The 24,342-nt window shown below is 69.6% G+C and carries 21 protein-coding genes; 5 read left to right on the forward strand and 16 right to left on the reverse strand.

All coding sequences use genetic code 11. From position 1 onward, the window contains the following. Positions 1–14 precede the first annotated feature (14 nt). The 8 genes from asd to K8640_RS23175 all read right to left on the reverse strand — a co-directional run bounded on the left by asd (position 15) and on the right by K8640_RS23175 (position 7,138). Positions 15–857: an archaetidylserine decarboxylase gene (gene asd, locus K8640_RS23140; protein WP_141330837.1), complete on the reverse strand. Its 843-nt coding sequence runs from the start codon at positions 855–857 to the stop codon at positions 15–17. 13 nt (positions 858–870) lie between these two features. Next, positions 871–1,566, reverse strand: a complete 696-nt coding sequence (locus K8640_RS23145) for a hypothetical protein (RefSeq protein ID WP_223749021.1) — start codon at positions 1,564–1,566, stop codon at positions 871–873. Between the two features lie 77 nt (positions 1,567–1,643). After that, positions 1,644–2,375, reverse strand: coding sequence for a metallophosphoesterase (locus tag K8640_RS23150; protein ID WP_141330841.1), 732 nt, complete (start codon positions 2,373–2,375; stop codon positions 1,644–1,646). A 29-nt stretch (positions 2,376–2,404) separates the two neighbouring features. Then, positions 2,405–2,758 (reverse strand): TIGR02266 family protein, encoded by a 354-nt coding sequence (locus K8640_RS23155; RefSeq protein ID WP_223749022.1) that lies wholly within the window; start codon positions 2,756–2,758, stop codon positions 2,405–2,407. A gap of 105 nt (positions 2,759–2,863) precedes the next feature. After that, positions 2,864–3,790, reverse strand: a complete 927-nt coding sequence (locus K8640_RS23160; protein WP_223749023.1) for a PfkB family carbohydrate kinase — start codon at positions 3,788–3,790, stop codon at positions 2,864–2,866. Between the two features lie 111 nt (positions 3,791–3,901). Beyond that, entirely contained in the window at positions 3,902–5,431 is a 1,530-nt protein-coding gene (locus K8640_RS23165) for an MlaD family protein (protein WP_046713871.1), read from the reverse strand. A gap of 100 nt (positions 5,432–5,531) precedes the next feature. Next, on the reverse strand, positions 5,532–6,323 hold the full coding sequence (locus K8640_RS23170) for an ABC transporter ATP-binding protein (protein ID WP_370640380.1): 792 nt from the start codon (positions 6,321–6,323) through the stop codon (positions 5,532–5,534). After that, a complete protein-coding gene (locus K8640_RS23175) occupies positions 6,323–7,138 on the reverse strand; it encodes an ABC transporter permease (protein ID WP_223749024.1) in 816 nt (271 codons plus the stop codon). The genes K8640_RS23170 and K8640_RS23175 overlap by 1 nt, the downstream gene beginning before the upstream one ends. 175 nt (positions 7,139–7,313) lie before the next feature. Between K8640_RS23175 and K8640_RS23180 the strand changes: the two genes are divergently transcribed. From K8640_RS23180 to K8640_RS23190, 3 genes are all read left to right on the forward strand, one after another. After that, positions 7,314–7,874, forward strand: coding sequence for a hypothetical protein (locus tag K8640_RS23180; protein WP_223749025.1), 561 nt, complete (start codon positions 7,314–7,316; stop codon positions 7,872–7,874). Between the two features lie 103 nt (positions 7,875–7,977). Then, positions 7,978–9,300, forward strand: coding sequence for a hypothetical protein (locus tag K8640_RS23185; RefSeq protein ID WP_223749026.1), 1,323 nt, complete (start codon positions 7,978–7,980; stop codon positions 9,298–9,300). Then, positions 9,297–10,070, forward strand: coding sequence for a hypothetical protein (locus K8640_RS23190; RefSeq protein WP_223749027.1), 774 nt, complete (start codon positions 9,297–9,299; stop codon positions 10,068–10,070). Before K8640_RS23185 ends, K8640_RS23190 begins: the two co-directional genes overlap by 4 nt. Positions 10,071–10,209: 139 nt before the next feature. On the opposite strand, the gene K8640_RS23195 is transcribed toward K8640_RS23190, so the two are convergent. Genes K8640_RS23195 through K8640_RS23215 form a run of 5 tightly spaced genes read right to left on the reverse strand, consistent with a single transcriptional unit; the run spans position 10,210 to position 16,469 of the window. Then, positions 10,210–10,908: an RNA pseudouridine synthase gene (locus tag K8640_RS23195; RefSeq protein WP_223749028.1), complete on the reverse strand. Its 699-nt coding sequence runs from the start codon at positions 10,906–10,908 to the stop codon at positions 10,210–10,212. After that, complete coding sequence (locus K8640_RS23200) at positions 10,905–12,356, reverse strand: pitrilysin family protein (RefSeq protein WP_223749029.1); 1,452 nt, start codon at positions 12,354–12,356, stop codon at positions 10,905–10,907. The genes K8640_RS23195 and K8640_RS23200 overlap by 4 nt, the downstream gene beginning before the upstream one ends. Before the next feature lie 26 nt (positions 12,357–12,382). Then, positions 12,383–13,699, reverse strand: coding sequence for a pitrilysin family protein (locus K8640_RS23205; RefSeq protein WP_223749030.1), 1,317 nt, complete (start codon positions 13,697–13,699; stop codon positions 12,383–12,385). 26 nt (positions 13,700–13,725) lie between these two features. Further along, entirely contained in the window at positions 13,726–14,391 is a 666-nt protein-coding gene (locus tag K8640_RS23210) for a response regulator transcription factor (RefSeq protein WP_223749031.1), read from the reverse strand. An 8-nt stretch (positions 14,392–14,399) separates the two neighbouring features. Further along, positions 14,400–16,469: a serine/threonine-protein kinase gene (locus K8640_RS23215; protein WP_223749032.1), complete on the reverse strand. Its 2,070-nt coding sequence runs from the start codon at positions 16,467–16,469 to the stop codon at positions 14,400–14,402. A 383-nt stretch (positions 16,470–16,852) separates the two neighbouring features. Between K8640_RS23215 and K8640_RS23220 the strand changes: the two genes are divergently transcribed. Further along, complete coding sequence (locus K8640_RS23220; protein ID WP_223749033.1) at positions 16,853–18,562, forward strand: HAD-IG family 5'-nucleotidase; 1,710 nt, start codon at positions 16,853–16,855, stop codon at positions 18,560–18,562. A 3-nt stretch (positions 18,563–18,565) separates the two neighbouring features. Here the strand turns inward: K8640_RS23220 and K8640_RS23225 are convergent, their stop codons facing one another. Continuing rightward, entirely contained in the window at positions 18,566–19,354 is a 789-nt protein-coding gene (locus K8640_RS23225) for a class I SAM-dependent methyltransferase (RefSeq protein WP_223749034.1), read from the reverse strand. A 229-nt stretch (positions 19,355–19,583) separates the two neighbouring features. On the opposite strand from K8640_RS23225, the gene K8640_RS23230 reads away from it, so the two are divergent. Beyond that, a complete protein-coding gene (locus K8640_RS23230) occupies positions 19,584–21,812 on the forward strand; it encodes a di-heme oxidoredictase family protein (protein ID WP_223749035.1) in 2,229 nt (742 codons plus the stop codon). A gap of 61 nt (positions 21,813–21,873) precedes the next feature. On the opposite strand, the gene K8640_RS23235 is transcribed toward K8640_RS23230, so the two are convergent. Together K8640_RS23235 and K8640_RS23240 are read right to left on the reverse strand one after the other, a co-directional pair. Next, positions 21,874–24,039 carry a sensor domain-containing diguanylate cyclase gene (locus tag K8640_RS23235; RefSeq protein WP_223749036.1) on the reverse strand — a complete coding sequence of 722 codons (2,166 nt, stop codon included), beginning with the start codon at positions 24,037–24,039 and terminating at the stop codon, positions 21,874–21,876. Next, the gene (locus K8640_RS23240) at positions 24,036–24,317 is read right to left on the reverse strand and encodes a septum formation initiator family protein (RefSeq protein WP_046718030.1); all 282 of its coding nucleotides are present in this window, start codon (positions 24,315–24,317) and stop codon (positions 24,036–24,038) included. Before K8640_RS23240 ends, K8640_RS23235 begins: the two co-directional genes overlap by 4 nt. Between the last annotated feature and the right edge of the window lie 25 nt (positions 24,318–24,342).

Below are 24,342 nucleotides of genomic sequence, written 5' to 3' on the forward strand. Positions count from 1 at the left end.
GGCGAGCGTCTGGCTCACGGCACCACTCCGATGCGCTGCCCCAGCCGCAGCACCGCGTCCTCCTGCAGCACCGGGTCCCACTTCACGCGGCCCGGCTCGAACAGCAGGATGACGGTGGAGCCCATCTCGAAGCGGCCCAGCTCGCCGCCCTTCTCCACCTTGTAGCCCTCTTGATACCGGTGCACCTTGCCCGGCTGGCCCGTGTGCGTGGTGACGTCGTCGTACGCCGCCTTGATGCGCGACACGCAGGTGGCGCCCACCTTCACCACGGCGCACTTGCCCGCGGCCGTCTCCAGGTACGTCACCAGCCGCTCGTTGACGCAGAACAGGGACTGCTTGTTGAGCACCGACGCCGGGTTCACCGGCCAGAACTCACCGGGGATGTACGCGTAGCCGGTGATGGTGCCCGCCAGCGGCGAGTGGATGCGGTGATAGTCCCTGGGCGACAGGTAGATGGTCGTCCAGGCGCCACCGTGGAACGGCTTCGCCGCCTCCGCGTCCCCCAAGAGCTCGTCCACCGTGTACTCGATGCCCTTGGCCTGCAGGCACCGCCCCAGGTCGGAGTAGCCCACCTGCGACACACGCCCGTCCACCGGCGATACCACGGACTTCGCGTCCGCGTCGATGGGACGCAGGCCCGTCTTCAGGCCGCGCGTGAAGAACTGGGCGAACGTCGGGTAGTGCTCGATGGGGTGCTCGGCCTCCGCCATGTCCACGTTGTAGGAGCGGGCGAACGCGCGCATGGCCGCCTGGTGCACGGGCGCGGGCAGCGGGGCTCGAGTGGCCATGCCCACCACCGTCGACAGGGCCGACTTGGGCAACAGGCGCATCAACTTCATGAAGGTCTGGTCGTTCATGGGGCGTCTTTGATTAACGGCCGGCGTCCGTCGCCGCGGGGGGCACGGTCCCGGCATCCAGCGTCCGCGTCACCGTCGTCACGGAGCTCTTGGGCAACAACATCAGGACCCGGCCTTGTTCGGTCAGCAGCACCGTGCCCACGTGGCCCGGGTACTCCAGGCGGCAGGCCGTGCTGTCGGTCATCTCCCACGCGTCCCGGATGCCCCGCCCCTCCACGTCGATGGGCGTGCCGCGCTTGAAGCAGCCGCGGAAGCCGGCCACCAGCTCGCTCGCCGGAGAACCGACCTGGGGACCGTTGACGGGGCCCGCGTCCGGAGGCCCCGCGTCCACGGGCTCGGCGCGAGGAGGCGGCGGCGGGGGCGCGAGCGTGGTGGAGGGCGCGCCGGGCGGAATCTCGCGGGCGCTGGCCACGGCCTTCTGGCGCGCGGCGAGCTCCGACTGCATGCGGGTGCGCTCGCGCTGGATGCGCTGGAGCAGCTCCTGCGCGGAAGGGGCATCCAGGCTGTCCTGCGGCACGCGCTGGAGCTGCGCCTCGATGGGGCCCATCTTCGGGTCCAGATAGGCCTCATCCAGCTTCTGCGCGTACAGCTCGCGGAACTGGCGCGTGGCCTGCTGGTACTCCGGCGACGACGGTTGCGGCTCGCGGCGGCAGGCCGACAGCAGCAGCAACAGGGAGGACAGCAGGGCCGCGAAGGGCCGGAGGGACACTCGGAGGACCTGGGGGCGCACGGACCCGGTTTATTTCATGTCCCCCGGCCCGTGCACAGTTTTCCGAAGGCGGCGCGTCAAACCCCGAGGAACAGTCGCTTGCCGAAGTTGAGCGCCAGGTCCGCGTCGAAGATCTTCTGCGCCGCCGTCTCGATGTCGTACTCCACCCGCAGGTACTCCACCGTGCGAGCGTCCGTGTCGCAGATGACGAAGCAGGCCCGGTTGTCGTAGTCGCGCGGCTGGCCCACGCTGCCCACGGAGATGATGTACTTGTAGCCCCGGCGGATGCCGAACTTCTGGGCCACCACGTCGTTCACCTCGCCATTGCCGATGGCGAACGCGCGGCACAGGTGGCTGTGCCCGATGAACGTCACCTCGGGCAGCTCCTCCACGTACGGCGTCAGCTCCCGCGCCTGCTCGAGCGCGAAGATGTACTCGTACGCCTTCGGGTCGATGGGCGAGCCGTGGCAGAAGCCCACCTCGCCGATGCGGTACGTGTACGGCAGGCTGCGCAGCCACGCCATGTTCTCGTCCGTGAGGACGTTGGCGGACCAGTCCAGCGCGTGCCGGGCGGCGTCGTAGTAGTACGAGTAGTCCATCCGCCCCGCCACCGCGGCGTCGTGGTTGCCCAAGAGCGTCACCTCCGCCACCGAGCGCACCAGCTCACAGCAGGGATTCGGCGACGCGCCGTACCCGACGATGTCACCCAGGGAGACGATGCGGTCCACCTTCTGCTGCTCGCAGACCCGCAGCACCTCGGTGAGCGCCTCGATGTTGGAGTGGATGTCGGAGATGACGGCGATGCGCATGGATGCCTCGGCTGGTGGGAGCCCGGCGCTCAGCCGGCCCAGACCGCCTTCACGGGGTTCTTCTGCTGCTGAGAGATAATCCGCCGGAGCCGCCCCAGGGTTTCCGCGTCCAGCGACTCGAACCGCAACCCCATCCCCGGCGGATAGGCCCGGTCCTCCTCCTCCCGCAGCCATACCACCGTGGCCGCGGTCTGCACCTCGGGATCATCCCCCGGGGTCAGCCGGAGCACCGCCTTCGCCCCTCGCTTCAGCGGCGTGCTCGTCCGCAGGAACAGGCCGCCCTCGCTCAGGTTGGTGATGCGCGCGTACAGGGTGACATTGTCGGTCTCGCACCAACAGCGAAGCAAGGTCGGCACCCGCGCGGACTTTCGGTTATCGCTCAACCCTCTTCCTTCCCCGAGCACCCAAAAGGAGGAAAGCCTAGGGACGGCCTGAATCCACCGTCAAGTTCATGGGTGGGGCCGGACCCCACCCTGCCCGCCCGGCACTCAGCGCTCCAGCGGCCCCAGGTCCTCGAAGTGGGTCAGCTTCTTGAATTCCGCGAAGCGGGCGTGGATCTCCGGGCGCGTCACCTCGCGCAGGCGCTCCAGGCTGAACTTCTCCACGGTGAAGGAGGCCATGACGCTGCCCATGACCATGGCGCGGCGCAGGACGGCCGAGTCCACCCCGGACGCCGCGGTGGCCACGGTGCCCATGAAGCCACCCGCGAAGGTGTCTCCGGCGCCCGTGGGGTCGAAGACCTCGGCCAGGGGGAAGGCCGGGCAGGCGAAGATGTGGTCCTTCTCGAAGAGGAGCGCGCCGTACTCACCGCGCTTGACCACCACGCGCTGGGGCCCCATGCCGAGGATGGCGCGGGCGGCCTTCACCACGTTGTGCTCGCCGGCCAGCTGCCGCGCCTCCGCGTCGTTCACGAAGAGCAGGTTGACCCGCTGGAGCGTCTTGAGCAGCGCGTCGCGGCTGCCCTGGATCCAGAAGTTCATGGTGTCCGCGGCCACCAGCTTGGGGTTGCGGACCTGGTCCACCACGCGCGCCTGGAGCTCCGGGTGGATGTTGCCCAGGAAGACGTAGGGCGTGTCGCGGTAGGACGCGGGCAGGTCCGGCGAGAACGCCTGGAAGACGTTGAGCTGGGTGTCGAGCGTCTTCGCCTCGTTCAGCTCGTAGCCGTAGCGGCCCTTCCAGCGGAACGTGCGGCCGGACTCGCGGGTGAGGCCCTCCAGGTCGATGCCCCGGCCCTTCAGGAAGCTGACATGGGCCTCGGGGAAGTCCTCCCCCACCACGGCGACGACGCGCACGGGGGAGAAGAACGACGCCGACGTGGAGAAGAACGTGGCGGACCCGCCGAGGACGTCCTCCTTCTGTCCGAAGGGGGTTTCCACCGAGTCCAATGCGACGGAGCCGACGACGAGCAGGGACATGCGAGCTTCCTGGAAATGGCCGAGAAAGCACGGCTTCCTACCAGGACCCCGTGCCCGTGCCGGGTACGCGGTTTCACGGCCGGCGTCAAGCTCGCCGCGCTCCGGCGACGCTCAGGGCGAGGGGATGCCGGTGGCCGTGATGATGGCCTTGAGGTCGTCGTCGGTGAAGAACAGGCCGCCGCCCACGAAGAAGTCGCGGCCGGCGATGAGCCGCTGGGTGACGACGTCGCGCTGCTGCGCGTTGAGCATGTCGTCCATGCCCGCGACGACGAACAGGTGGTCGAAGGCCTGGGCCCGCAGCGTGGCGCGCAGCCGGGGGTAGCGCAGCTCGTCCGCGGCGAAGTTGAACGCGTCCATCTTCAGGGTCAGCGCGTCGTCGAACAGGTGCAGGTCCGCGCCCACGCCGCCGGTGGACTCGATGAGGCCCACGCGCAGGGTGGTGAAGTACCAGCGCTTGGCGAACTGCGCGCTGATCTTCAGGCTCTCCTTGGTCACCTTCTGCGTCTGGATGACCGGGTCGCCTTCCGACGGCGGGTTGGTCTGCACCACCTGGGTGGTGACGGTGCCGCGCGGGTCGTCGACGATCTCCAGCAGGTAGTACTTGTCCGGCCGGGGGATGAGGCGCAGGGACAGCATGTTCTTCGAGCGGCCCTGCGCGGCCAGGTAGGTGCTCTGGATGCCCACCTCCGTCTGCAGTTCCGTGAGGCGGGAGACCAGGCTGGACACGTCGCGCACCGTCTCGCGCACCTCGCGGCCCACGCTCTCGTCGGTGAGCAGCATGCCGGCGGTGCTCTCGCCGTCCTTCACCTTGCGGGTGATCTCCTCCAGGTTGCCCAGGGAGTTGTCCAGCTTGGTGAGCGTCTGCTTGAGGCTGGCGACGCTCTCCTTGAAGTCCCCTTCCCCGCTGCCGACGATGTTCTTGACGCTGGCGAGCACCTCGCGCACGTCGCGGGTGATGAACTCGATGTTGTCGACGATGCGGCCCACGTCGGCCTGGTTGCTCTGGGTGATGGTCCGCACGTCGGACGACACGCCCTCGAAGTTGGCCAGGATGACGTCCAGGCGGTCCGCGTTGCGGCGCACGGTGGCGTCCACCGAGTCCGACAGCCGCACCAGGTTCTCGACGATGCGCTGGAGCGAGCCCGCCCCGCGCTCGCCGCCGAGCACCTCTCGCAGCGCGCCCGTCACCTGCTGGATGTCGGAGGTGATCTGCGACAGCGACTCGAAGATGGCCTCCATGCCCTGGCTGTCGATGACGCGGCGGATCTGCCCGTTCGTCTCCAGCTTGGGGGCGTTCTCCGTGCCCGGGTTCAGGTCCAGCAGGTAGTCGCCCAGGAGCGACTCCGAGCGCTTGGTGAGGACCGCGTCCTCGCGCAGGTCCACGTCGTTGCGGATCTTCAGGAACACCCGCGCCCGCGTGCCCTCCAGGACGATGTCGTCGATCTCTCCCACCCGGATGCCGGCGATCTGCACCCGCCCGCGCACCGCCAGGCCGGACGCATCCCGGAAGTAGGCCCAGACACGCGTGGAGTCACTGTCGCTCAGGCCGCCCTCGCGCGCGAACAGCACGAAGCCGACGAAAAAGGCCCCCGCGGCGATGACCAGCAGGCCAACACGGAAAGGCGTAACGAGCTTCTTCACCTGATGTGACTCCGAGGGCTACCGGCCGGGCGCGACTCTAACGTTTTGCATCCGGAGTGCCACATTTTCCTGAAACCGGACCCGGCGGGCGCAGACCCTGTCAATTCTTCCCGAACCACGTCTCCAGGAACACCTTCACCGCGGGGTGCTGGGACATGCGCAGCTGCTCCGGGGTGCCGTTCTCCACGATGACGCCCTTGGACAGGAAGGCGATCTGGTCCGCCACGTTGAAGGCCGAGGAGATGTCGTGGCTGATGACCACGCTGGTGACCCCCAGCCCCTTTTGAGCCGCGAGGATCATCTCGTCCACGGAGTCCGTGGTGATGGGGTCCAGGCCGGTGGTCGGCTCGTCGTAGAGGACGATCTTCGGGTCCAGCACCACCGCCCGCGCCAGGCCCACGCGCTTGCGCATGCCGCCCGACAGGTCCGAGGGGAACTTCGACTCCACCTCCCGCTTCAGGTCCATCAGGTCCAGCTTGGCGCGGACCTTGGCGTACAGCTCGTCCTCCGACAGCTTCGTGTGCTCGCGCAGCGGGAAGGCCACGTTCTCGAACACCGTCATCGAGTCGAACAGGGCCGCGGCCTGGAACACCATGCCGAACTTGTTGCGCACCCGCTGCAGGTCCTCGACGCCCATGGGGACGATGTCCTCCCCATCGATGTTGACCTGGCCGCTGTCCGGGCGGAGCAGGCCGATCATGTGCTTCATCAGCACCGTCTTCCCGGAGCCGGAGCCCCCGAGGATGACGCACGTGCTGCCCTGGGGCACGGAGAGGTTGATGCCGGTGAGCACCTTGTTCTCACCGAACGTCTTCTGCAGGTCCACGATTTGAATCATCGGCTTCGTGGACGCGCCGGCTTCGGGACGCGGAGGAGGACCGGAGGCAGCCATCAGTGCATCACGATGCCCACGAGGAAATCGAGGATGAAGATGGACAGCGCGCTGGCCACCATCGCCTCCGTCGTCGCCTGACCGACGCCCTTGGCGCCGCCCGAGGCGTTGAAGCCCTTGTAGCAGCAGATGAGCGCCACGGAGAGGCCGAAGACCGCGCCCTTGATGACGCCCTCGTAGACGTCCGCCGGCTCCAGCCAAGCCTGGGTGCGCGTGAGGAACGTGCCCGGGGAGATGCCCAGCCCGCCCACCGCGACGAAGTAGGCGCCGGACATGCCCGTGGTGTTGAACAGCATGGTCAGCATGGGGACCATGAACAGGCCCGCCAGCACCCGGGGGACCAGCAGGTACTGCACCGGGTTGACGGCCATGGTCTCCAGGGCGTCCACCTGCTCGGTGACGCGCATGGTACCCAGCTCCGTGCACATGGCCGAGCCCGCCCGCATGGTGACCATCAGCGCGGAGAACACCGCCGCCAGCTCCCGCGTCAGCGTCAGCGCCACCGTGGGGCCCACCAGGCTCTCCGCGTCGAACATGCGGAAGGCCTCGGAGGTCTGCAGGGCGAACACCATGCCCGTGAAGAGGCCGGTCAGCCCGACGATGAAGATGGAGCCCACCCCCACGAAGTCCAGCTGGGCGAACAGGTTGTGGAGCCGGTAGGGAGGTCGGACGCTCCACCGGGCCACGTCGAAGGCCAGCGTCACCACGCCACCAATGGAGCTGACGACGTCGATGAGGCCCTTGCCGAAGCTGCTCACCGTCTGGGTGAGCATCCCGGGCTCGCGAGCCGGCTTGCTGGGGGTCTGCGTGGTCATGCGTTCAGGCGCCTACTCTTACGTGGTGCGAAGGGGGGCACAAGCGAAGTGTTCCCGTGCGAGCGGACGACGAAGGGACTACCTCACTTCGAAGCGTTGCGTTTATGTTCCGCGCCCCTTTCCTTCATGCCCGGCTCCCCGTCACAGGCGCGCCGGGCCGAGAACTCAGACGAACATGGCAACTCAAAAGGTCGGCGGCGAGGTGGACGCGTACTGTACCCGCTGCAAGCTCACCCTCGCGCACACCATCCTGGCGATGGTGGGGACGAAGATTGCTCGGGTGCGCTGCAACACGTGCAACGGGGACCACGCCTACCGCGGGGCTCCTGGCACCACGGACCGCCCCACCTCCACCAGCAGCAGCACCCCGCGCGCGAGCCGGGCGTCGTCCAGCGGCACCACCAAGGCGGAGAAGATCATCATCTCCTTCGAGGAGCAGCTGGCGGGCAAGGACGTGGCCAACGCGCCCCGCTACAGCCCGAAGGACACCTACGCGGTGGATCAGGTCCTCCAGCACCCGACGTTCGGCGTGGGCTTCGTGACGGCCGTGCGGGGCGACAAGTTCGACATCACCTTCCGCACCGACACCAAGACGCTGGTGCACGGTCGGGGCGGCGCTCCCACCGAGAAGCCCGCCTTCAGCCCGCCCGTCCGGCAGGCCACCGGCCCCGCGGACAAGCCGCAGGCCGCCGCGCTGGACACCCCCGCCGAGGACGCCCCCGTCAGCGAGGGTTGACCGGAAAGAGCCTGGAGGGCGAAGTTCGGCGGAATCGCTCGTGCGCACCCGCTTACCGCCCTTCCTGGCTTTTCTAGTCTTCGCCGTGGCCGCGTCGTCGGCCATGGCGGTCCCGGTTTCGGGAGGGCCCGGGTTGGAGGTGCTCGCCTCCCCCACCCGGGTCGTCCTCGGGAGGGACAAGACGGTGTCCCTCAAGGTCCGCGTGCCTCCGGAGACGGGGGGGCTGCGGGTGGCCGCCTCCTCCGGACACTTCGCCGAGGAGCGCCTGGCGCACGGCGCGGTGCGGACGTTCCAGTGGACGCCGCCGCCCGTCCGGCATCCGCTGGTGGCGGTGTTCCTGTTCTGGGTGGAGGCCGCCGACGGCCCGCCCGAGGTCACCGTGCTGCGGCTCGCCCTGCTGGGGCAGACGACGCTCGACGTGGCGACCTCGCCCGGGGCCTCCGTCACGGTGCTCGTGGGTGAGACGCACTTCGGCCCGGTCCAGGCGGATGGGAAGGGCAAGGCGCGTGTCCCTCTCGAGGTGCCTCCGGGGGTCGCTTCGGCGCGGGTGCTCGCCACGCGCGGGGAGCTGCGCACGGATGCCTCCGCGCCGTTGGATGTCCCGAGGGTGAGTCCCCATGTCGCGGCCCTCACGCCCGCACCGCTGCCTGCCCGGGGCGGGTGGTTGCTCGTGGCGGGCGAGGGGCCGCTGGATGTGGCGCGGTTGAAATTGCACGTCGATGGGGGACGGGCCGAGCCCATCGAGGTCGGTGACATCGCCCGCTTCCGGGTGACGCCGGAGGAGGACGCGGCCTCGGTGACGGCCGTCGTCCAGGCCGACGGCGCTGGAGACGACGTGCGCGCGCACGCGGAGGTCTTCCGGGTCGTCGTCGTGACGAAGCCTCCCGCGGCCAAACCGCCCCCTGCCCTCGTGGGCGATGCACCGTGGCGCCCGGCGGTCCAGGTGCTCGCGGGGGGCGTGTTCGCGCGGGGCGACAACTCGGGTCCCTTCGGTGCGCTGGGGGTGGCGTTCACCACGCCCTGGTGGGAGCGACGATTGGCGGGGGAGCTGGAGGTGGGCGTGCGGGCCGCGTCCTTCCGGGGAACGGTGGGCGCGCTCGGCGCGGTGCGCTCGCAGGTGTTCGCGGTGCCGGTGCTCGTGTCGGCGCGCGTCGAGTTGTTGCGCGGCGCGGCGCTGTCCCTGTACGGCCGAGCAGGAGGAGGAGTGGCGCCTTTCCGTCACCGACTCCAGACCGACTTCCCGGCGGAGGTGAAAGAGAGCAAGCTTTCCGGCATGGGGTTGCTGGCCATCCAGGGCGCGTACCGATTCGGGCGCTGGAGCGCGTTGGGAGAGCTGCGCGGTGCGTGGGCTCCGGCGAGCACGCCGTGGTTGGACGCCCAGCTCGGCGGTGTTTCGGTGCTGCTGGGGATGAGGTTCGAGCCATGACCCGCGCGCTCGTGCTCCTGGCGATGGTGGTGTTGTCCGCCTGTGGCTCGAGCACATCGCTCCCCGCGCCACGCATCGTCTCCGTCCGGCCCGCCTCGGACACCGTCGGACGCACCGACCCCATCCTCCTGGAGATCGATGCGGCGTTCCCCGTCCGCCTGGACTACGCCGAGGGAGAGGCGCAGCTCCAAGGCCGCACGCGGGTGTGGATCGGAGATCAGGAGGCCAGGGTGATCGCGCTGAACGCGCAGAGCCTCTTCGCGGTGGACCTCCCCGCGAACCTCGGCGCCGCGGCCTATGACGTGCGCGTGGCGCTGGACGATGGGCGTGAGACCACGAGCCCCCAGGGATTCACGCTCTGGAATCAGGACGCGGGAACGCCGGACGCGGGGCCCGATGGCATCCCCGACGGAGGCGTCTACGTCGCGGATGGAGGCCCGGAGCCCGACGCGGGGCAGGATCCGACCCGACCGATGGGCGAGGGAGACATCACCGGCTACGCGTTCGAGCCCATCTCGGACCAGGACATCGGCCAGCCCTTCACCATCACGGTCCGCGCCGTGGGCCCGCGCGCCGCGGACTTCACGGACAAGGTCGACCTGTCCATCAGCAAGAACAACGGCAACGTGAACCCCACCTCACTGGACAAGTTCGTCGGGGGCATCTGCGTGCAGAACATCGCCATCGACGCGCAGGGCGCCAACGTGGTGCTGACCGTGACGGACCGCTTCGGCGTGCAGGCGTCGTCCAACGCCTTCAAGGTGAAGTAGCCCGTTCGGCTCGACAGGGCGCGGGCCGAAGCAGCATGCGTGCGCCATGTCGCCAGCAGCGGCGCAGGCACCTCACACGGCTTCACCGGCGCAGGCGCGCGCATCCTCCGGCAGTGACGCCCACCTCGGCGCCACCCGCTCAACCCAGCGTGCGCCGGAGCAGGTCACGCGCGCGCACCATGTCCTCCGGCAGCGGCGCATCCACTCCGCGAGCCTCCACGCCTGGCAGCGCGGGCCACTCGACCCGCGCGGCATGCAGGGGCGTGCGCTCGAGGACCACGCCGTCGCCCTGCCCTCCCAGGTCCTTCTCCGTCAACGCCGTGTCGCGGCCGTACTGGTGGTCCATCAGCAGCGGATGTCCCAGCGACAGCAGGTGCACGCGAATCTGGTGCGTGCGGCCCGTGAGCGGCTCGGCCTCCACGAGCGTGGCCTTGTCGAAGCTCTCCACCGGACGCACCCGCGTGCGTGACGGCTTCGCCTCCGCCTCGCCCGGCCTCGCCACCCGCATGCGGCCCTTTCGCGCGGCGATGAGCGGCGCGTCGACGAGCGACGGCGCGTCGATGCGGCCCTCCACCAGCGCGAGGTAGCGCTTGCGCACCTTGCCGGACTCGAACGCGATGGACAGCGCGCGGTGCACGGCCGCGTCGAGCGCGAACACGAGCGCCCCCGACGTGTCCCGATCCAACCGGTGCACCACGAAGATCTTCCGCCCGCGCTGCGACTCCAAGGCATCGCGCAGCGAGGGCCCGCCGTCCCGCCCGGGGATGACGGGCACCCCGGGCGGCTTGTCCACCACCAGCACCCCTCCCCCTTCGAAGAGGATGCGAGGCTCGGTCACTCGTACTCCGACGCCGGCACGACGGTGATGGGCCCCAGGCCCTTCAGCTGCTTCTTCACCGCGGCCGCGTTGCCCAGCACGACAATCGTGGGCGGCTCCGCGAAGCAGTACTTCTTCGCCACCGCCGCCACCTGCCGGGGCGTCACCGCCTTGAGCCTGTCGCGGAAGCGCAACACCCAGTCATCCCCCAACCCGTTCAACCGGATGTCGGAGATGGCGCTCGCGATGGACTCGTTCGTCTCCGTGCGCAGCGGATACAGCCCGCCCATGTACGCCTGCGCGTCGCGCAGCTCGGTCGGCTTGAGGCCGGAGTCGCGCACCTTGGCGATCTCCCCGAGCGATACGTCGATGATCTCCCGCGTCGACTCCGTCTTGGTGAAGGTGGACAGCGCGAAGATGCCGGCCGCGTGCATCGCGTCGAACCAGCAGCCGATGCCGTACGTGAGCCCCCGGTTGACGCGGACCTCGTTCATCAGGCGCGACGTGAAGCCGCCGCCCAGCGCGGTGTTCATCACCGCCGCCGGGAAGTAGTCCTCGTGCCCCGTGCGATAGCCCGGGCCGCCCATGCGCACCTGCGACTGCGTCTGGTCCGGCTTGTCCACCACGATGACCCGCCCCGCCTTGGCCACCTTCTCCAGCGGAGGAATGACGGGCGCCTTGTCCGGCCCGCCCGTCCAACCGGCGAAGGCCTCCTCGGCCGCCGCGGCCACCCGGCCCGGGTCCACCGAGCCGACCACGACCAGCATGGCGACCTTGGGCCCCAGTCGCTCCTGGTAAAAGCGCACCACGTCGTCCCGGGTGAAGGTGCTCACCGTCTTCACCGAGCCGCTCACGTTGTGCCCGTAGGGGTGCTTGCCCCAGAGCGCACGCACCAGGGCGCGGTCGGCGATGACGGACGGCTCGTCCAAATCATTCGCGAACTGGGCCAGCGCGCGCTCGCGCGCATCGGCGACCTCGGACTCCGGGAACGTGGGCTCCATCACCAGTTGGCCCATGACGCCCAGCATCTGCGCGAAGTGCTCGGCCGGGGTGGTGATGGCGACGGACAGCGTGTCCTCGCCCACGCCCACGCCCAGGCTGGCGCCGACGAACTCCACGGCCTCGTCGATGGCCTGCGCGTTCAGCCTCCGCGTGCCCCGGCGCAGCAGCTGGCCCGCGAAGTCCGCGATGCCGTGCTTGCCTTCGGGGTCCGTGGAGCTGCCGGCGCGAATCACCAGCCGCATGGACACCAGCGGCAGCGGTCCACGCTCGGCGGCGATGACCTTCAGGCCGCTGGACGTGGTGCTCTCGTGCAGCGTGGGGAACACCAGCTCCCGGCTCGTCGTGGCGACGGCGGACGCGGTCTTCCGGGAGGAGGACTTCTTCTTCGCCGCCCGGGCCGGGGCCTTCTTCACGGCGCGGCGGGGGGCGGCGGACTTCTTCGAGGTTCGGCTCTTGCGAGAGGCCATGGAGTCTTTCTGGAGTCGGTCCGGGCTCACGCCTCGGAGGGCGCGGGCAGCAGCGTCACGACGGAGCGGCGCTCGGGGATGAGGTACTTCCTGACAGCGGCCTGCACCTGCTCGCGGGTGATGGACGCGTAGGCGGACGGCAGCGTGAGCACATGGCGCCAGTCACCCAGCAGCGCCTCGTAGTTGCCCATGGCGTGGGCGCGGCCGTTGTTCGTGCCCAGCTCGCGCAGGTGGTCCGAGCGCAGGTTGTTGAGGGCCTTCTGCAGCTCGCGCTCGGTGATTCCGTCGCGCGCCAGCTTCTCCAGCTCCGCGTACAGCGCGGCCTCCGCCTTCTGCGGATCGGAGTCCGGCATCAGCTCCAGGAAGAAGAGGATGGTGCCCGGGTCGATGCGCCAGGACCAGTCCAGGCCCACGCCCACCACCACCTTCTGCTCGTACAAGAGCGAGCGCGTCAGCCGGCTCCCCTCGCCCTTGGTGAGCACGTACTGCGCCACGTCCAGCGCCAGCGTGTCCTCGTCCCGGGCCGGGGGGCCCTTGTAGCCGATGACGACGGCGGGCGACTGCGCGGGGTGGCGCACCGTGGAGCGGCGCTCGCCGCGCTGCTCGGGCTCCGCGTTGATGACGGGCTGGGGCGCGGGGCCCCGGGGGATGTCGCCGTAGTAGCGGCGCACCAGCGCCAGCGTCTTCTTCGGGTCGATGTCCCCTGCGATGTAGAGGATGGCGTTGTTGGGCGCGTAGTAGGTGCGGAAGTAGTTCTGGCAGTCCTCGCGAGTGATCGCCTCGATGTCCGCCATCCAGCCGATGACGGGCCAGCGGTACGCGTGGGCCTTGTAGACGAGCGAGCCGAGCTCCTCGTCCATCATCCCGCCGATGTCGTTGTCCATGCGGACGCGGCGCTCCTCCTTCACCACCTCGCGCTCGCTGGTGAGCATCTCCTGGGAGATGCGCAGGGAGCGCATCCGGTCCGACTCCAGGTCCAGCACCGTCTCCAGCGCGTCCGACGAGAAGTCGTCGTAGTACACCGTCATGTCGTGGGACGTGTACGCGTTGGAGCTGCCGCCGTTGGACTCGAGCGTCTTGTCGAACATCTTGGGGCCGTACTTCTTGGCCCCGTTGAACATCATGTGCTCGAACAGGTGGCTGATGCCGGTGATGCCGGGGCGCTCGTTGCGGCTGCCCACGTTGAAGAAGGTGTAGAGGCTGACGACGGGGGCCAGGTGGTTGGCCAGCAGGCGCACCTGGAGGCCATTGGGCAGCGTGGCCTCATGCACGTCGAACAGCGACTGGAGGGAGGGGTCCGCGGCGCGGGCGGGAGCCGACGTCTTCGAGGGGGCCTTGCGCATAGACCCCCACCGTATACAGGGCGCGGCTACAGGTCCACGACCCCTTCACGCAGGGCCATCACCACCGCCTCCACGTGGGAGTTGACCCCCATCTTCCGGTAGATATGAGACAGGTGCGTGCGCACCGTGCGCCGCTCCAGCGTCATCACCTGCCCCACCTCCGCGTTGGACAGGCCCTTGGCCACGTAGCGCAGCACCTCGAACTCGGTGGGCGTCAGCTTCCAGGGGTTGTCCGCCTTCTTCTCCGGCGTGGCGGGCTTGCCCTGGATGGACTGGAAGTAGTTCCAGAAGCGCCGGGCGATGATGGGCTCCAGCACGGTGCCGCCGCCCATGACCTCGTGGATGCCGGAGCGGATCTTCTCCGGGCCCACGCGCTTGACCAGGTAGCCGGACGCACCCGCCTGGATGGCCTCGTAGACCTTCTGCTCGTCGTCGAAGGACGTGAGGATGAGGATCTCCACCTCGGGCGCCTGACGCTTCACCTTCTGCGTCACCTGGATGCCGTTGATGCCCGGCAGCTCCAGGTCCAACAGGACCAGCTGTGGCCGGACGCGGACGATGTCCTCGACGGCGGCCTCCCCTTCCTGGCTGCTGCCCACCACCTCCAGCTCGTCGAAGGTGCTCAGCACCTTGAGCAGGTTCTTGAGCAGCTGCGGCTGGTCCTCGACGACGAAGATGCGGGTGCGGTCCATGGAGTCAGTCACCGTCGGGGAGCGGGGCGGAAGTCGACCACGATCGAGGAGGTCAACTTCCCTCGTCGGATCTGAACGGACAGGGGCATGCGCTCGCCGGTGGTGCGCGCGACCAGCTCCAGCTCGTGCGCGCCGACGCGCATGGGATAGCGCTTGAGGGGCGTGGTCCTGCTGATGAGCTTTCCGTCCAGATACACCTTGGCCGGCTCGTTGGTCGTGAGCGTCAGGTAGCCGCGCTGCGAGGCCGGAATCGCCTTCGCGGGGACGACCTCCTCCTCGGGCTCCTCCGCGCGCGGCTCCGGCTCCCGCTCCACCACCGCGGCCTTCGGCGCAGGCGCGGGCCGGGGGATGGGGATGGCGGGCGACGGGCCCGTGCCGAGGGGCTCGACCTCCTCCTCGGCGGGCGCCTCGGAATCACCCAGCCGCCACGCGGCGACCAGGAACGTCGCGAACCCCACCAGTGCCAGCACGCCGGCGATGGCGAGCCAGCGGCCCCGACGCGCCTCCGTCGCGAGGATGAGCCGCGCGCGGGTGCTCGGGCGGGCGGGCGCCGCGGAGCTCACGGGGATGTCCTGGGAGGTCGACGCCGGCACCGCCATGTCGGCGCGATGGCCCGGGCGAACCACCGCGGGCATGGGGTCCGGCAGCGTCTGCGGGCCCTTCTCCACGGGCGGCGGCGGACGCTTCGCACGGGCCGCGGCGCGACGGCCGGCGACGGAGAACTCCTCGTCATCATCCGACAGCGGAGACGGCGCGGAGAAGTCCTCCACCACGCGCATGCGAGCGTTGCGCGCCGGCGGACGCGCACCGGGGGCCGCCATTCCCGTCCCCTGCTGTCCCTGCTGACGCCGCGGCTTGGGCGGCGCGGCGCCCGGAGGCGCATCCCAGTCCTGCTCGACCGCCGCCGTGTGCGTCCCCTCCGTCCAGTCCTCTCCGTGAGCGGGGGCCTGGGGCGCGGGGGCGTCCTTCACGCGGGTCTGCGTGGAGGCGATGTCCTGCTCGTACTCCTCGGGCCGGTACTCGTCGAAGCCGGGAACGGACTCCTGGGTCTCCGCGCCGGCCTCCGCCTCCGTGAGCGCCCGACTGTAGGGAGCGCGCTGGACGATGGAGGCCTCGGGCTCCTCGGCGCCCAGGTCGTCCATCTCCGCGCCGGAGATGGGCTCCAGTTGGAACGGCTCCTTGAACGGCGGGGCCGTGCTGGCGACGCTGACCTCGTTGGGGAACAGCTCGTTGACGAAGCGGCGCACGTCCTCGATGCCCGGCATGCCGCCGCTGGCCGAGAGGAAGTTGCGGAGCGCGTTGGAGAACTCGCCGCACGAGCGGAAGCGCCGCCCGGCGTTGGGCTCCAGCGCGCGGAGGATGAGCGGATCCAACCGGCTGTTGATGCGCCGGTCCAACCGGCTGGGCGGAGGCAGCGACTCGCTGCGCCGCGTGGAGACGCCGCCGCTGCCCGGCACCACCGGCTCGCGCTGGGTGAGCAGCTCGTAGGCGATGGCGCCCAGCGAATACACGTCCGCCACCTCGGTGGCGGCCTCCCCTCGCGTCACCTCGGGCGCGCGGTAGGTGCCTCGACCGCGGCCCGCGAAGGACTTGCGCAGTTGGGGCACCGCGAGCAGCGCGCGCATGGCGCCGAAGTCACAGACGGCGGGCGTGCCGTTGCGCCCCAGCACCACGTTGCCGGGCGTGAGCGCGCCGTGGACGACGCCCGCCTCGTGCGCCTTCTGCACCGCGTCCAGGAGCTGGATGACGATGTAGAGCGCCACCGTGTACGGGAGGACGACCTCCTTGGTGTGCAGCCGCTGGAGCGCGGTGCCCAGGAGGTAGCCGTCCATGTCCTCGCGCACCACGGCGAGCCGCTGGCGCACGACGCCCATGTCCACCACGTGGAGGATGCCCGGGTGGCGCACGGGCTGGAGCAGGCGCGTCGTCTCCGCCAGGTCCAGCGCGTAGGCGGGGTCCGACGTCTTGGGGTGGAAGAGCTTGACCACCACTTCGCCCGAGGGAGCCTGGACGGCCTCGTAGAGCTCCGCGAGCTCTCCGGACTCGATGCGTCCCGTCAGACGGTAGGTGGCGCTCATCGCTTCTTTCGTGCCGGGCGGCGCCGACTCACGGCGGAAAAGACGAAGCCACACCAGACGCACGACTCGCCGCGTCGGCCCGGGGGCAGCTCCAGGGTACAACCCGGACAGCGGGGACGCGCGCGCCGGGACGCGGGCGCCGAGGGCTCGGTCGCACGCCGGGGCGACGCACGGGGCGCGGGCGGGGCGGACGCGGCGCGCAGGCGGGCCTCCAGCCGACGCACCCGGTCCTCGAGCGCGGCGACCCGGTGGGCCAGGCGCGCATGGAGGTCCTCGGGCGCTTTCGAGGGCTGACGTCGGGCGGGCGAACGCATCGCGGTCCGTCAGCGTGCCATGGCCCAGCGGTGCCCTCAAGGACCGAGCCGTGGGCCCGTACGCGTGTTATGTGTCGACGTCCCGTGGCTCCAACCCTGTCACCCTTCCGTCCGATCCCGGGCGGGCCCTCGCCGGACCCGCTTCACGGGAGCTTTCGTTCTCCACTCAACCGCGCGCGCGCCGAGGCCGCCGAGCGCCATGCCCAGCAGCTGCTCGAAGATGAGACGCTGACGCGGCTGCTCACCACCCGGCGCGAGCCGAGGGACTCGGTTCCGAGGGCGCGGGAGGTGTTCGTCAACCGCAACCTGCGCATGTCCGGCGTCGAGCTGATCGGCTTCGACATGGACTACACGCTGGCCATCTACCACATGCGCCGGCTCGAGCAGTTGTCGTTCGACATGACGCTCGCCAAGCTCATCTGCGAGTACCACTACCCCGCCGTCGTGGGGCACCTGCTCTACGACCATCACTTCGTGATGCGTGGGCTGGCGGTGGACCGGGTGAACGGCAACATCCTGAAGATGGACCGCTTCGGCCACGTGGGCCGCGCGTACCACGGGCTGCGGCCGCTCAAGTCGGAGGTCTCGCGGGAGCTGTACCGCAACAAGCGCGTGCGGCTGCGCAACCCGCAGTTCGCGTGGAACGACACGCTCTTCGCGCTGCCGGAGACGTGCCTGTTCGCGGGCATCATCGAGCTGCTGGAGTCGCTGGGCCAGAAGGTGGACTACGGCAAGCTCTACGACGACATCCGCGAGGCCATCGACGCGGTGCACCGGGACAACTCGCTCAAGCGCGAGGTGCGCAAGGACCTGGGGCGCTACGTGTTCCTGGACCCGGAGCTGGGGCCCGCGTTGCACAAGCTGCGCTCGGGTGGGAAGCGGCTGTTCCTGCTGACGAACTCCGCGTGGGACTACACGGACGCGCTGATGAAGTACCTGCTGGACGGGCAGCTGCCGGAGTACCCGAGCTGGCGCAACTACTTCGACGTGGTGGTGACGGCGGCGGGCAAGCCGGGCTTCTTCACCGACGGCCGGCCGTTCCTCGAGCTGGATCCGTCCACCGAAGAGGGGCGCGTCATCGGCGAGGCCACGACCTTGGACCGCGGCAAGGTGTACTCGGGCGGCAACCTGGCGCGCTTCGAGGAGCTGACCGGTTACCGTGGGGAGAACATCCTCTACGTGGGCGACCACATCTACGGCGACATCCTCAAGTCGAAGAAGTCGTCGCTGTGGCGCACGTGCATGATCGTCCAGGAGATCGAGGACGAGATCACGTACACGGCCACGCGCCAGGAGGAGATCGGCACGCTCACGCAGATGGAGATCCTCCGCGAGCGCCTGGACGACGAGGTCAACCACCACAAGACGCTCTTGAACCTGCTGGAGCGTCGGTTGGACCGCGAGCCGCTGACGCCGGAGGAGCGCGAGGCGACGGAGGAGCAGCGCCGTCAGCTCAAGTCGGAGCTGGACAAGATGCGCCGCGCGCTGAAGGAGGCGACGGACATCGCGGACACGCTGGAGGAGGACGTCGAGGAGGGCTTCAACCCGTACTGGGGCCTGCTGTTCAAGGAGGGCAACGAGAACAGCCGCTTCGGCTACCAGGTGGAGCAGTACGCGTGTCTGTACACCAGCCGCGTGTCGAACTTCCTGCACCACTCGCCCATGCAGTACTACCGCTCCCCAAGAGACCAGATGCCCCACGAGCAGGCCGGAGCGCTCTCCGCGCGCCTGTCGCCCATGGGCGGCGAAGGACCTCCGAAGGGCGCGGGGAAGGACTGACGCTCACGGTGCCTGGGGCAGCGCGGCCACCCTGCCCCAGGTGACGTCCGAGAAGCGCGAGGTCGGCTCCGGAGCAATCCCCAGCTTGCGCAGGTCATCCGAGTAGCGCGCGCCCTTCACCACCACCCAGCGGCGCGCCACGCGTCGGGCCTCCTGCAGCGCCTCCGCCGTCAGCGGCGCGTGCTCAGCGAAGAGCCGCAGCACCTCGAACGCGGCCTGCGCCTTCTTCGGCTTGCCGAACATCGGGTCGAAGAACACCACGTCGAACGACGCGGAAGCCAACCCCTTCAGATACGCGTGCGCGTCCGCGTGGTGTACCTCGATGGCGCACGAGTCCGGCCCGAGCTCGAAGTGCCGCAGGCCCTCCGACGCCACCGCGCACAACGGGAGGCTCTTCTCCACGCCCACCACGCGCCCGGCGGGCCCCACCGCCAGCGAGGCCACCAGCGCGTCCTGCGCCAGGCCCAGCGTGCAGTCCAGCACCGCGTCTCCGGCGCGCAGCTCCGCCACCCGGACGAAGGTGTCCGGCTCCCCCGCCGCCAGCCGCAGCCGCCTCAAGTGCGCCATGCCCGCATGGAACCCGAAGGAACCGCCTGGCGCCCACAGCGTCACGCCGTCATCCCCCACCACCAGCAGGGCCTCGGCCTTGATGCCCAGCCACGGGGCGATGCCCTCCTTCGGCTTGCGCGACATCCACGGCAGCCCCCAACGCGCGGCCACCGCCCGGGCCTCCTCTCGCTGGGCCTCGTCCGCCTTGCTGCTCGTCGTCACCGCCAAGGGCACCGGTTGCATGAACGCCGCGCATCCTGCCCCAGGCCCACCTCAACGCAACGCATCAGGACGCAAGTCCGTCCTCTCACGAATGTCGGGATTTAGACCCTAGTAGCTAAAATTTCCGAACATCATAGGAATTCTTGTCTGCCCGGCCTAAACCTCTACTTCCTTCGGATGGTGGAGAAAGCCGAGGCCACCATGCGGAGGTTCCCCCTGGAGAACGCGCATGCGTAACAGAGCAACAGGAATGGCCGTGGCATTGCTGTTGGCGGGCCTCGCGGCGAGCACCGCGAGCGCCGCCACCTATGGCGCTCAGCCGTCTGGCTCGTCCGCCATCTTCTTCATCGACACCACGTCGTGGGCCGACATCCACTACAAGGTGAACAACGGTGGGCAGCTCAACATCCGGATGGCCGTGACGAACGGCCGCAACCAGTACACGGTGAGCGGGCTGAACACCGGCGACGTCGTCGACTATTCGTTCACGTACTGGGACGTGGCGTGCAACTGCGCCTACGACACCGCCTGGGCGCGCTACACGCACTCTGGCACGCAGACGCCGGACGCGGGCTCCGGGACACCGGACGCGGGCCCCGGACCTCAAGACGCCGGCCCTGCCCCCGACGTGGGCAACATCGTGCCGCTCTTCAACAGCGGCACCGCGCAGGAGCCCGCCACCACGCAGAACACGACGTCCGCGCTCATCACCCGCGTGGGAGATCGCGTCCGTGACAGGCACGCGCGCGAGTCCCAGTACCAGGCGTACGACCACTACCTGGCGCGCTACTTCGAGAACCGCACCTTCTGGCTCGAGATCATCGACGAGGTGGCCAAGGGCGGCAGTCAGATCAAGGTGAACCTGCACACCGTCTACCCCCACGACGGCACCAACTTCCGCGCCTTCTTCCGCGGCCTCAACACCGTGGCGGAGTACTTCCACAACGGCACCTTCGAGCGGGTGAACGACTACCTCTACACCGCCAGCGTCAACTTCAACGCCAAGGAGGGCCGCGCCATCCGCGTGGGCGACCGGATGGAGATCGAAGCCGGCGTCTTCCTTCGACAACCGGTGGAAGGCCGCTTCAACTACTACGGCCGCGCCCTGCTCTACATCGTCGGCACCGCCGGCATCGTCCCCTTCGAGGGCCAGGGCGCCATCCTCGACTCGTTCCCCCTGCCGGAGACGGCCTGGCTCGGCGGCCGCACCACGCTGAACTACCCCTACTCCAACGAGCCGAGGAACCGGTTCCTCCAGATGGCGCTGAACATCGCGCCCGTGAACGCGCAGCCCTTCGTCGAGGGCCGGCGCCTGCACCACACGGACTTCAGCGACGGCAGCCACTCGGAGCCGGGCAACCCGCTCTTCACCGCGCACGCGAACAAGCTGGGGCCGAACTACATCTCCCGCTCCTGCATCGCGTGCCACACCCAGAACGGCCGGGGCCTGCCGCCCGCGGTCAACACCACGCTGGGCAACTACGTGGTGAAGGTGGGGCGCGTCAGCGGCACCACGGTGACGGCGGACCCGTTCCTCGGCTTCCGCCTCCAGCCGCGCAGCACCAGCGGCACGCCCGAGGCGGACGTGCGCATCGCCAGCTGGACGACGAGCACCGGCACCTTCGCGGACGGCACGCCGTACGAGCTGCGCAAGCCCAACTACAGCTTCCTCAACGTCATCCCGACGAACCACTCGGCCCGCATCACCCCGCAGCTGGTGGGCCTGGGCCTGCTGGAGGCCATCCCGGAGACGTCCGTGGCCGCGCTCGCGGACCCGAACGACAGCAACGGCGATGGCATCTCCGGCCGCATGCAGGCCGTCGTCGACCCGGAGACGGGCCAGACGCGGCTGGGGCGCTTCGGCTGGAAGGCGGGCATCGCGCGGCTCAAGCACCAGGTGGCCGAGGCCCTCAACCGGGACATCGGCGTCACCAGCGCCGTGTTCCCCTCCCTGGACTGCGGCTCCTCGCAGCAGGGGTGCTCGGGCACAAGCCAGGAGCTGAACGCCACGGACCTGGACAAGATGGTCCGCTACGTGGCGCTGCTCGGCGTGCCCGCGCGGCGCGACCTGCGCGACACCCAGGCCCAGCGCGGCGAGACGCTCTTCCAGAACGCCGGCTGCGCGAAGTGCCACGCCACCAGCTTCACCACCAGCGCCTTCCACCCGAACGCGGAGCTGCGCGGCCAGACGATCCGCCCGTACACGGACCTGCTCCTGCACGACATGGGCACGGGGCTCGCGGACAACCTGCCCGAGGGCATCGCCAGCGGCGCCGAGTGGCGCACCCCTCCGCTCTGGGGCATCGGCCTCACGGCGGGCGTCAGCGGCGGCGAGGCGTACCTGCACGACGGCCGCGCCCGCTCGCTCACCGAGGCCATCCTCTGGCACGGCGGTGAGGGTCAGGCCGCTCGCAACGCGTTCGCCGGCATGAACGCCGCGGACCGCGCCGCCCTGCTGCGCTTCCTCCAGACGCTGTAACCGAAGCCTCATCCCGGGCTCGGGGAGTCCGCCACACGCGGGCTCCCCGGGCTCGGAGGACTCAAGCCTCGTTGACGGCCTGCAGCTTCCGGCCACCCTGCATGATGGCCACGGTGACCGACTGGTTCCGGCCGTTGCGCTTGGAGTGGTAGAGGCACTGGTCGGCCAGGTCGATGAGCTGCTGCTTCTCCATCCCGTTGTCCGGGAAGGTGGCGATGCCCAGCGACATGGTGATGCGCAGCGGGCCCATCTCGGTCTGGAAGACCTCCGCCTTCACCGCCTCGCGGATGCGCTCGGAGATGGTGTACGCGCCCTTGGCGTCCGTCTCCGGCATGATGATGACGAACTCCTCGCCGCCGTAGCGGGCGACGATGTCCGTGTCGCGCGCCATGGACTTGATGATGCGCGCCACGCCCTTGAGCACCTGGTCTCCCGTCGGGTGGCCGTAGGTGTCGTTGACGCTCTTGAAGTGGTCCACGTCCGTGAGGATGACGGAGCACTTGCGCTGGTAGCGCCGCGCCTGTGCGAGGATTTCGTCCGCCTTCGTCTGGAAGGTGCGGTGGTTGAACAGGCCGGTGAGGCCGTCCGTGGTCGCCATCCGCTCCATCTGCTCGTAGAGCTGCGCGCGCAGCACCGCCTGCGCGGCCTGGATGGCGATGACCTCGATCATCCGCAGCACGTCCTGCTCGAAGTTCGCCTTCTTGCGCGAGCCCGCCACCAGCGTGCCCAGGATGCGGTCACCCGCCACCAACGGGAAGATCTTCAGCGCGCCCAGGCCGCGAATCTGCGTCTCGTCGTCGAAGATGACCTGGCGGTCCATCGCCTTCAGGTCACGCCCCGGCAGCGGCGCGCCGTAGCGCACCACGTTGGCGACCAGGCCGTTGTTGTCCTGGAACGAGCGCCCCTCCAGCGCCTTGCCCTGCGCCGTGACGCCCGTCATCCGCGCCACGCGGTGCATGCGCTTGCCTTCCACTTCCGACACCAGCGTCACCGCGCAGAAGTCCAGGCCCGCCAGCTGCCGGGTGCTCTCCAGCACCGCGACGAAGACCTGCTCGGGGCTGCCCGCGCGGTTGAGCTCCTCGATGGCGCGGAAGAACCGGTCCTTCTCGTCGCGCGTCTTGCGGATGTAGCTCATCACCCGCTCGACCTCGATGGAGCGCAGCACCTCGCCGGCGATGGTGGACAAGAGCTTCTCGTCCTGGTCGCTGAACGGCTCGTTGCCCAGCCGGTCCGCCACGAGCACGCCGCGCACCAGTCCGCCGCCCTCGATGATGGGCACCGCCAACAGCGCCTGCACGCCCGGGCCACCGCCGTCGTAGTACGAGACGCCCTTCAGGCCCTGGGGCGAGTTCATCCGCACCGGCGCGCGGCGCTTGAGCACGCCGCCGATGATGCCCTCCCCTGCCCCGAAGCGATCCCGCTGCACCCGGTCCGAGCCGGAGCGGCAGTCATAGAGCTTCAGGCTCCGGTCATCCGACGTGAGCAGGAACGCCGCGCAGGTGTGCGTGCGCAGCCCCGTCTCGGCGATCTCCAGCGCGGCGTGCACCGCGCCTTCAATCTCCTTCACCGAGGCGACGAGCCACTTCTCGTCGGAGCTCATGCCGCTGAAGCTGTCCTGCGTGCCGGAGCTCACCAGGCGGAAGGTGCGCGCGCGCTCCTCCACCTCGCGGATACGCTTCTGCACCGCGTCGCTCTCCGCCCGGCGCGCCACCGCGATGCGCGAGGCGAGCACCAGGTGGTACAGGCCCGCGAAGAGCACGAGGAACGCCGAGTGCGTCGCGAAGCTGGCCGGGTTCGGCCACGGGCCGCCCAGCGTCACCAGCCCGTCGAACACCAGCGCCACGCCCAAGAGCGTCAGCCCCGCGTTGCGCGGCAGGAAGGCGACCAGGAACGCCATCAACAGATAGACGATGGGGAACAGCTCGCCGCCGCCGATGGCCACGACGATGAACGCCGCGGCGATCAACCCGCCGCCCAGCTCCAGGTCGTCGCGCAGGTCGATGACCGCGCCCACCGAGCCGCGCATGGCCCGGCGCCACGCCGCCACGGCGATGCCCACCAACAGGAACAGCACCAGCCCGGCCTCGGTCCACTCCAGGGTGTGCAGCCCCCGGAAGCCCCCGCGCGCCAGGTGCACGAAGGTGGACAGGCCCGCCGCGGCGGGGATGAGCCGCACGACGTGACGCAGCAACTTCCCGGGCGACGGAAACGTGCTCAGCGACGTCATGGGGACTCCAGGTGGAAGACGAGTTCGCCCGGCTTCACGTAGCCAAGCTCTTCACGGACGGCCCGCTCCAGCGCCGCGGGGTCCTTGCGCAGGGCGGCGATCTCCTGACGCAGCGCCTCGTTCTGCGCGTCCAGGGCGGCGTTGCGCTGCTGCAGCGCGCTCACGTCCTGACGCAGGGAGAGGTAGCGCCGGAAGCCCTTGGCGTCCGCCACCGACAGCAGGCTCAAGGCCCCCGCCACACCCACCGCCACACCCAGGAGCTTTCCGCGTGCCGTCATGAACGCCACGGACGGTACCAGCGAG

The organism is Myxococcus sp. XM-1-1-1 (assembly GCF_020037095.1).
Lineage (GTDB): Bacteria > Myxococcota > Myxococcia > Myxococcales > Myxococcaceae > Myxococcus > Myxococcus fulvus.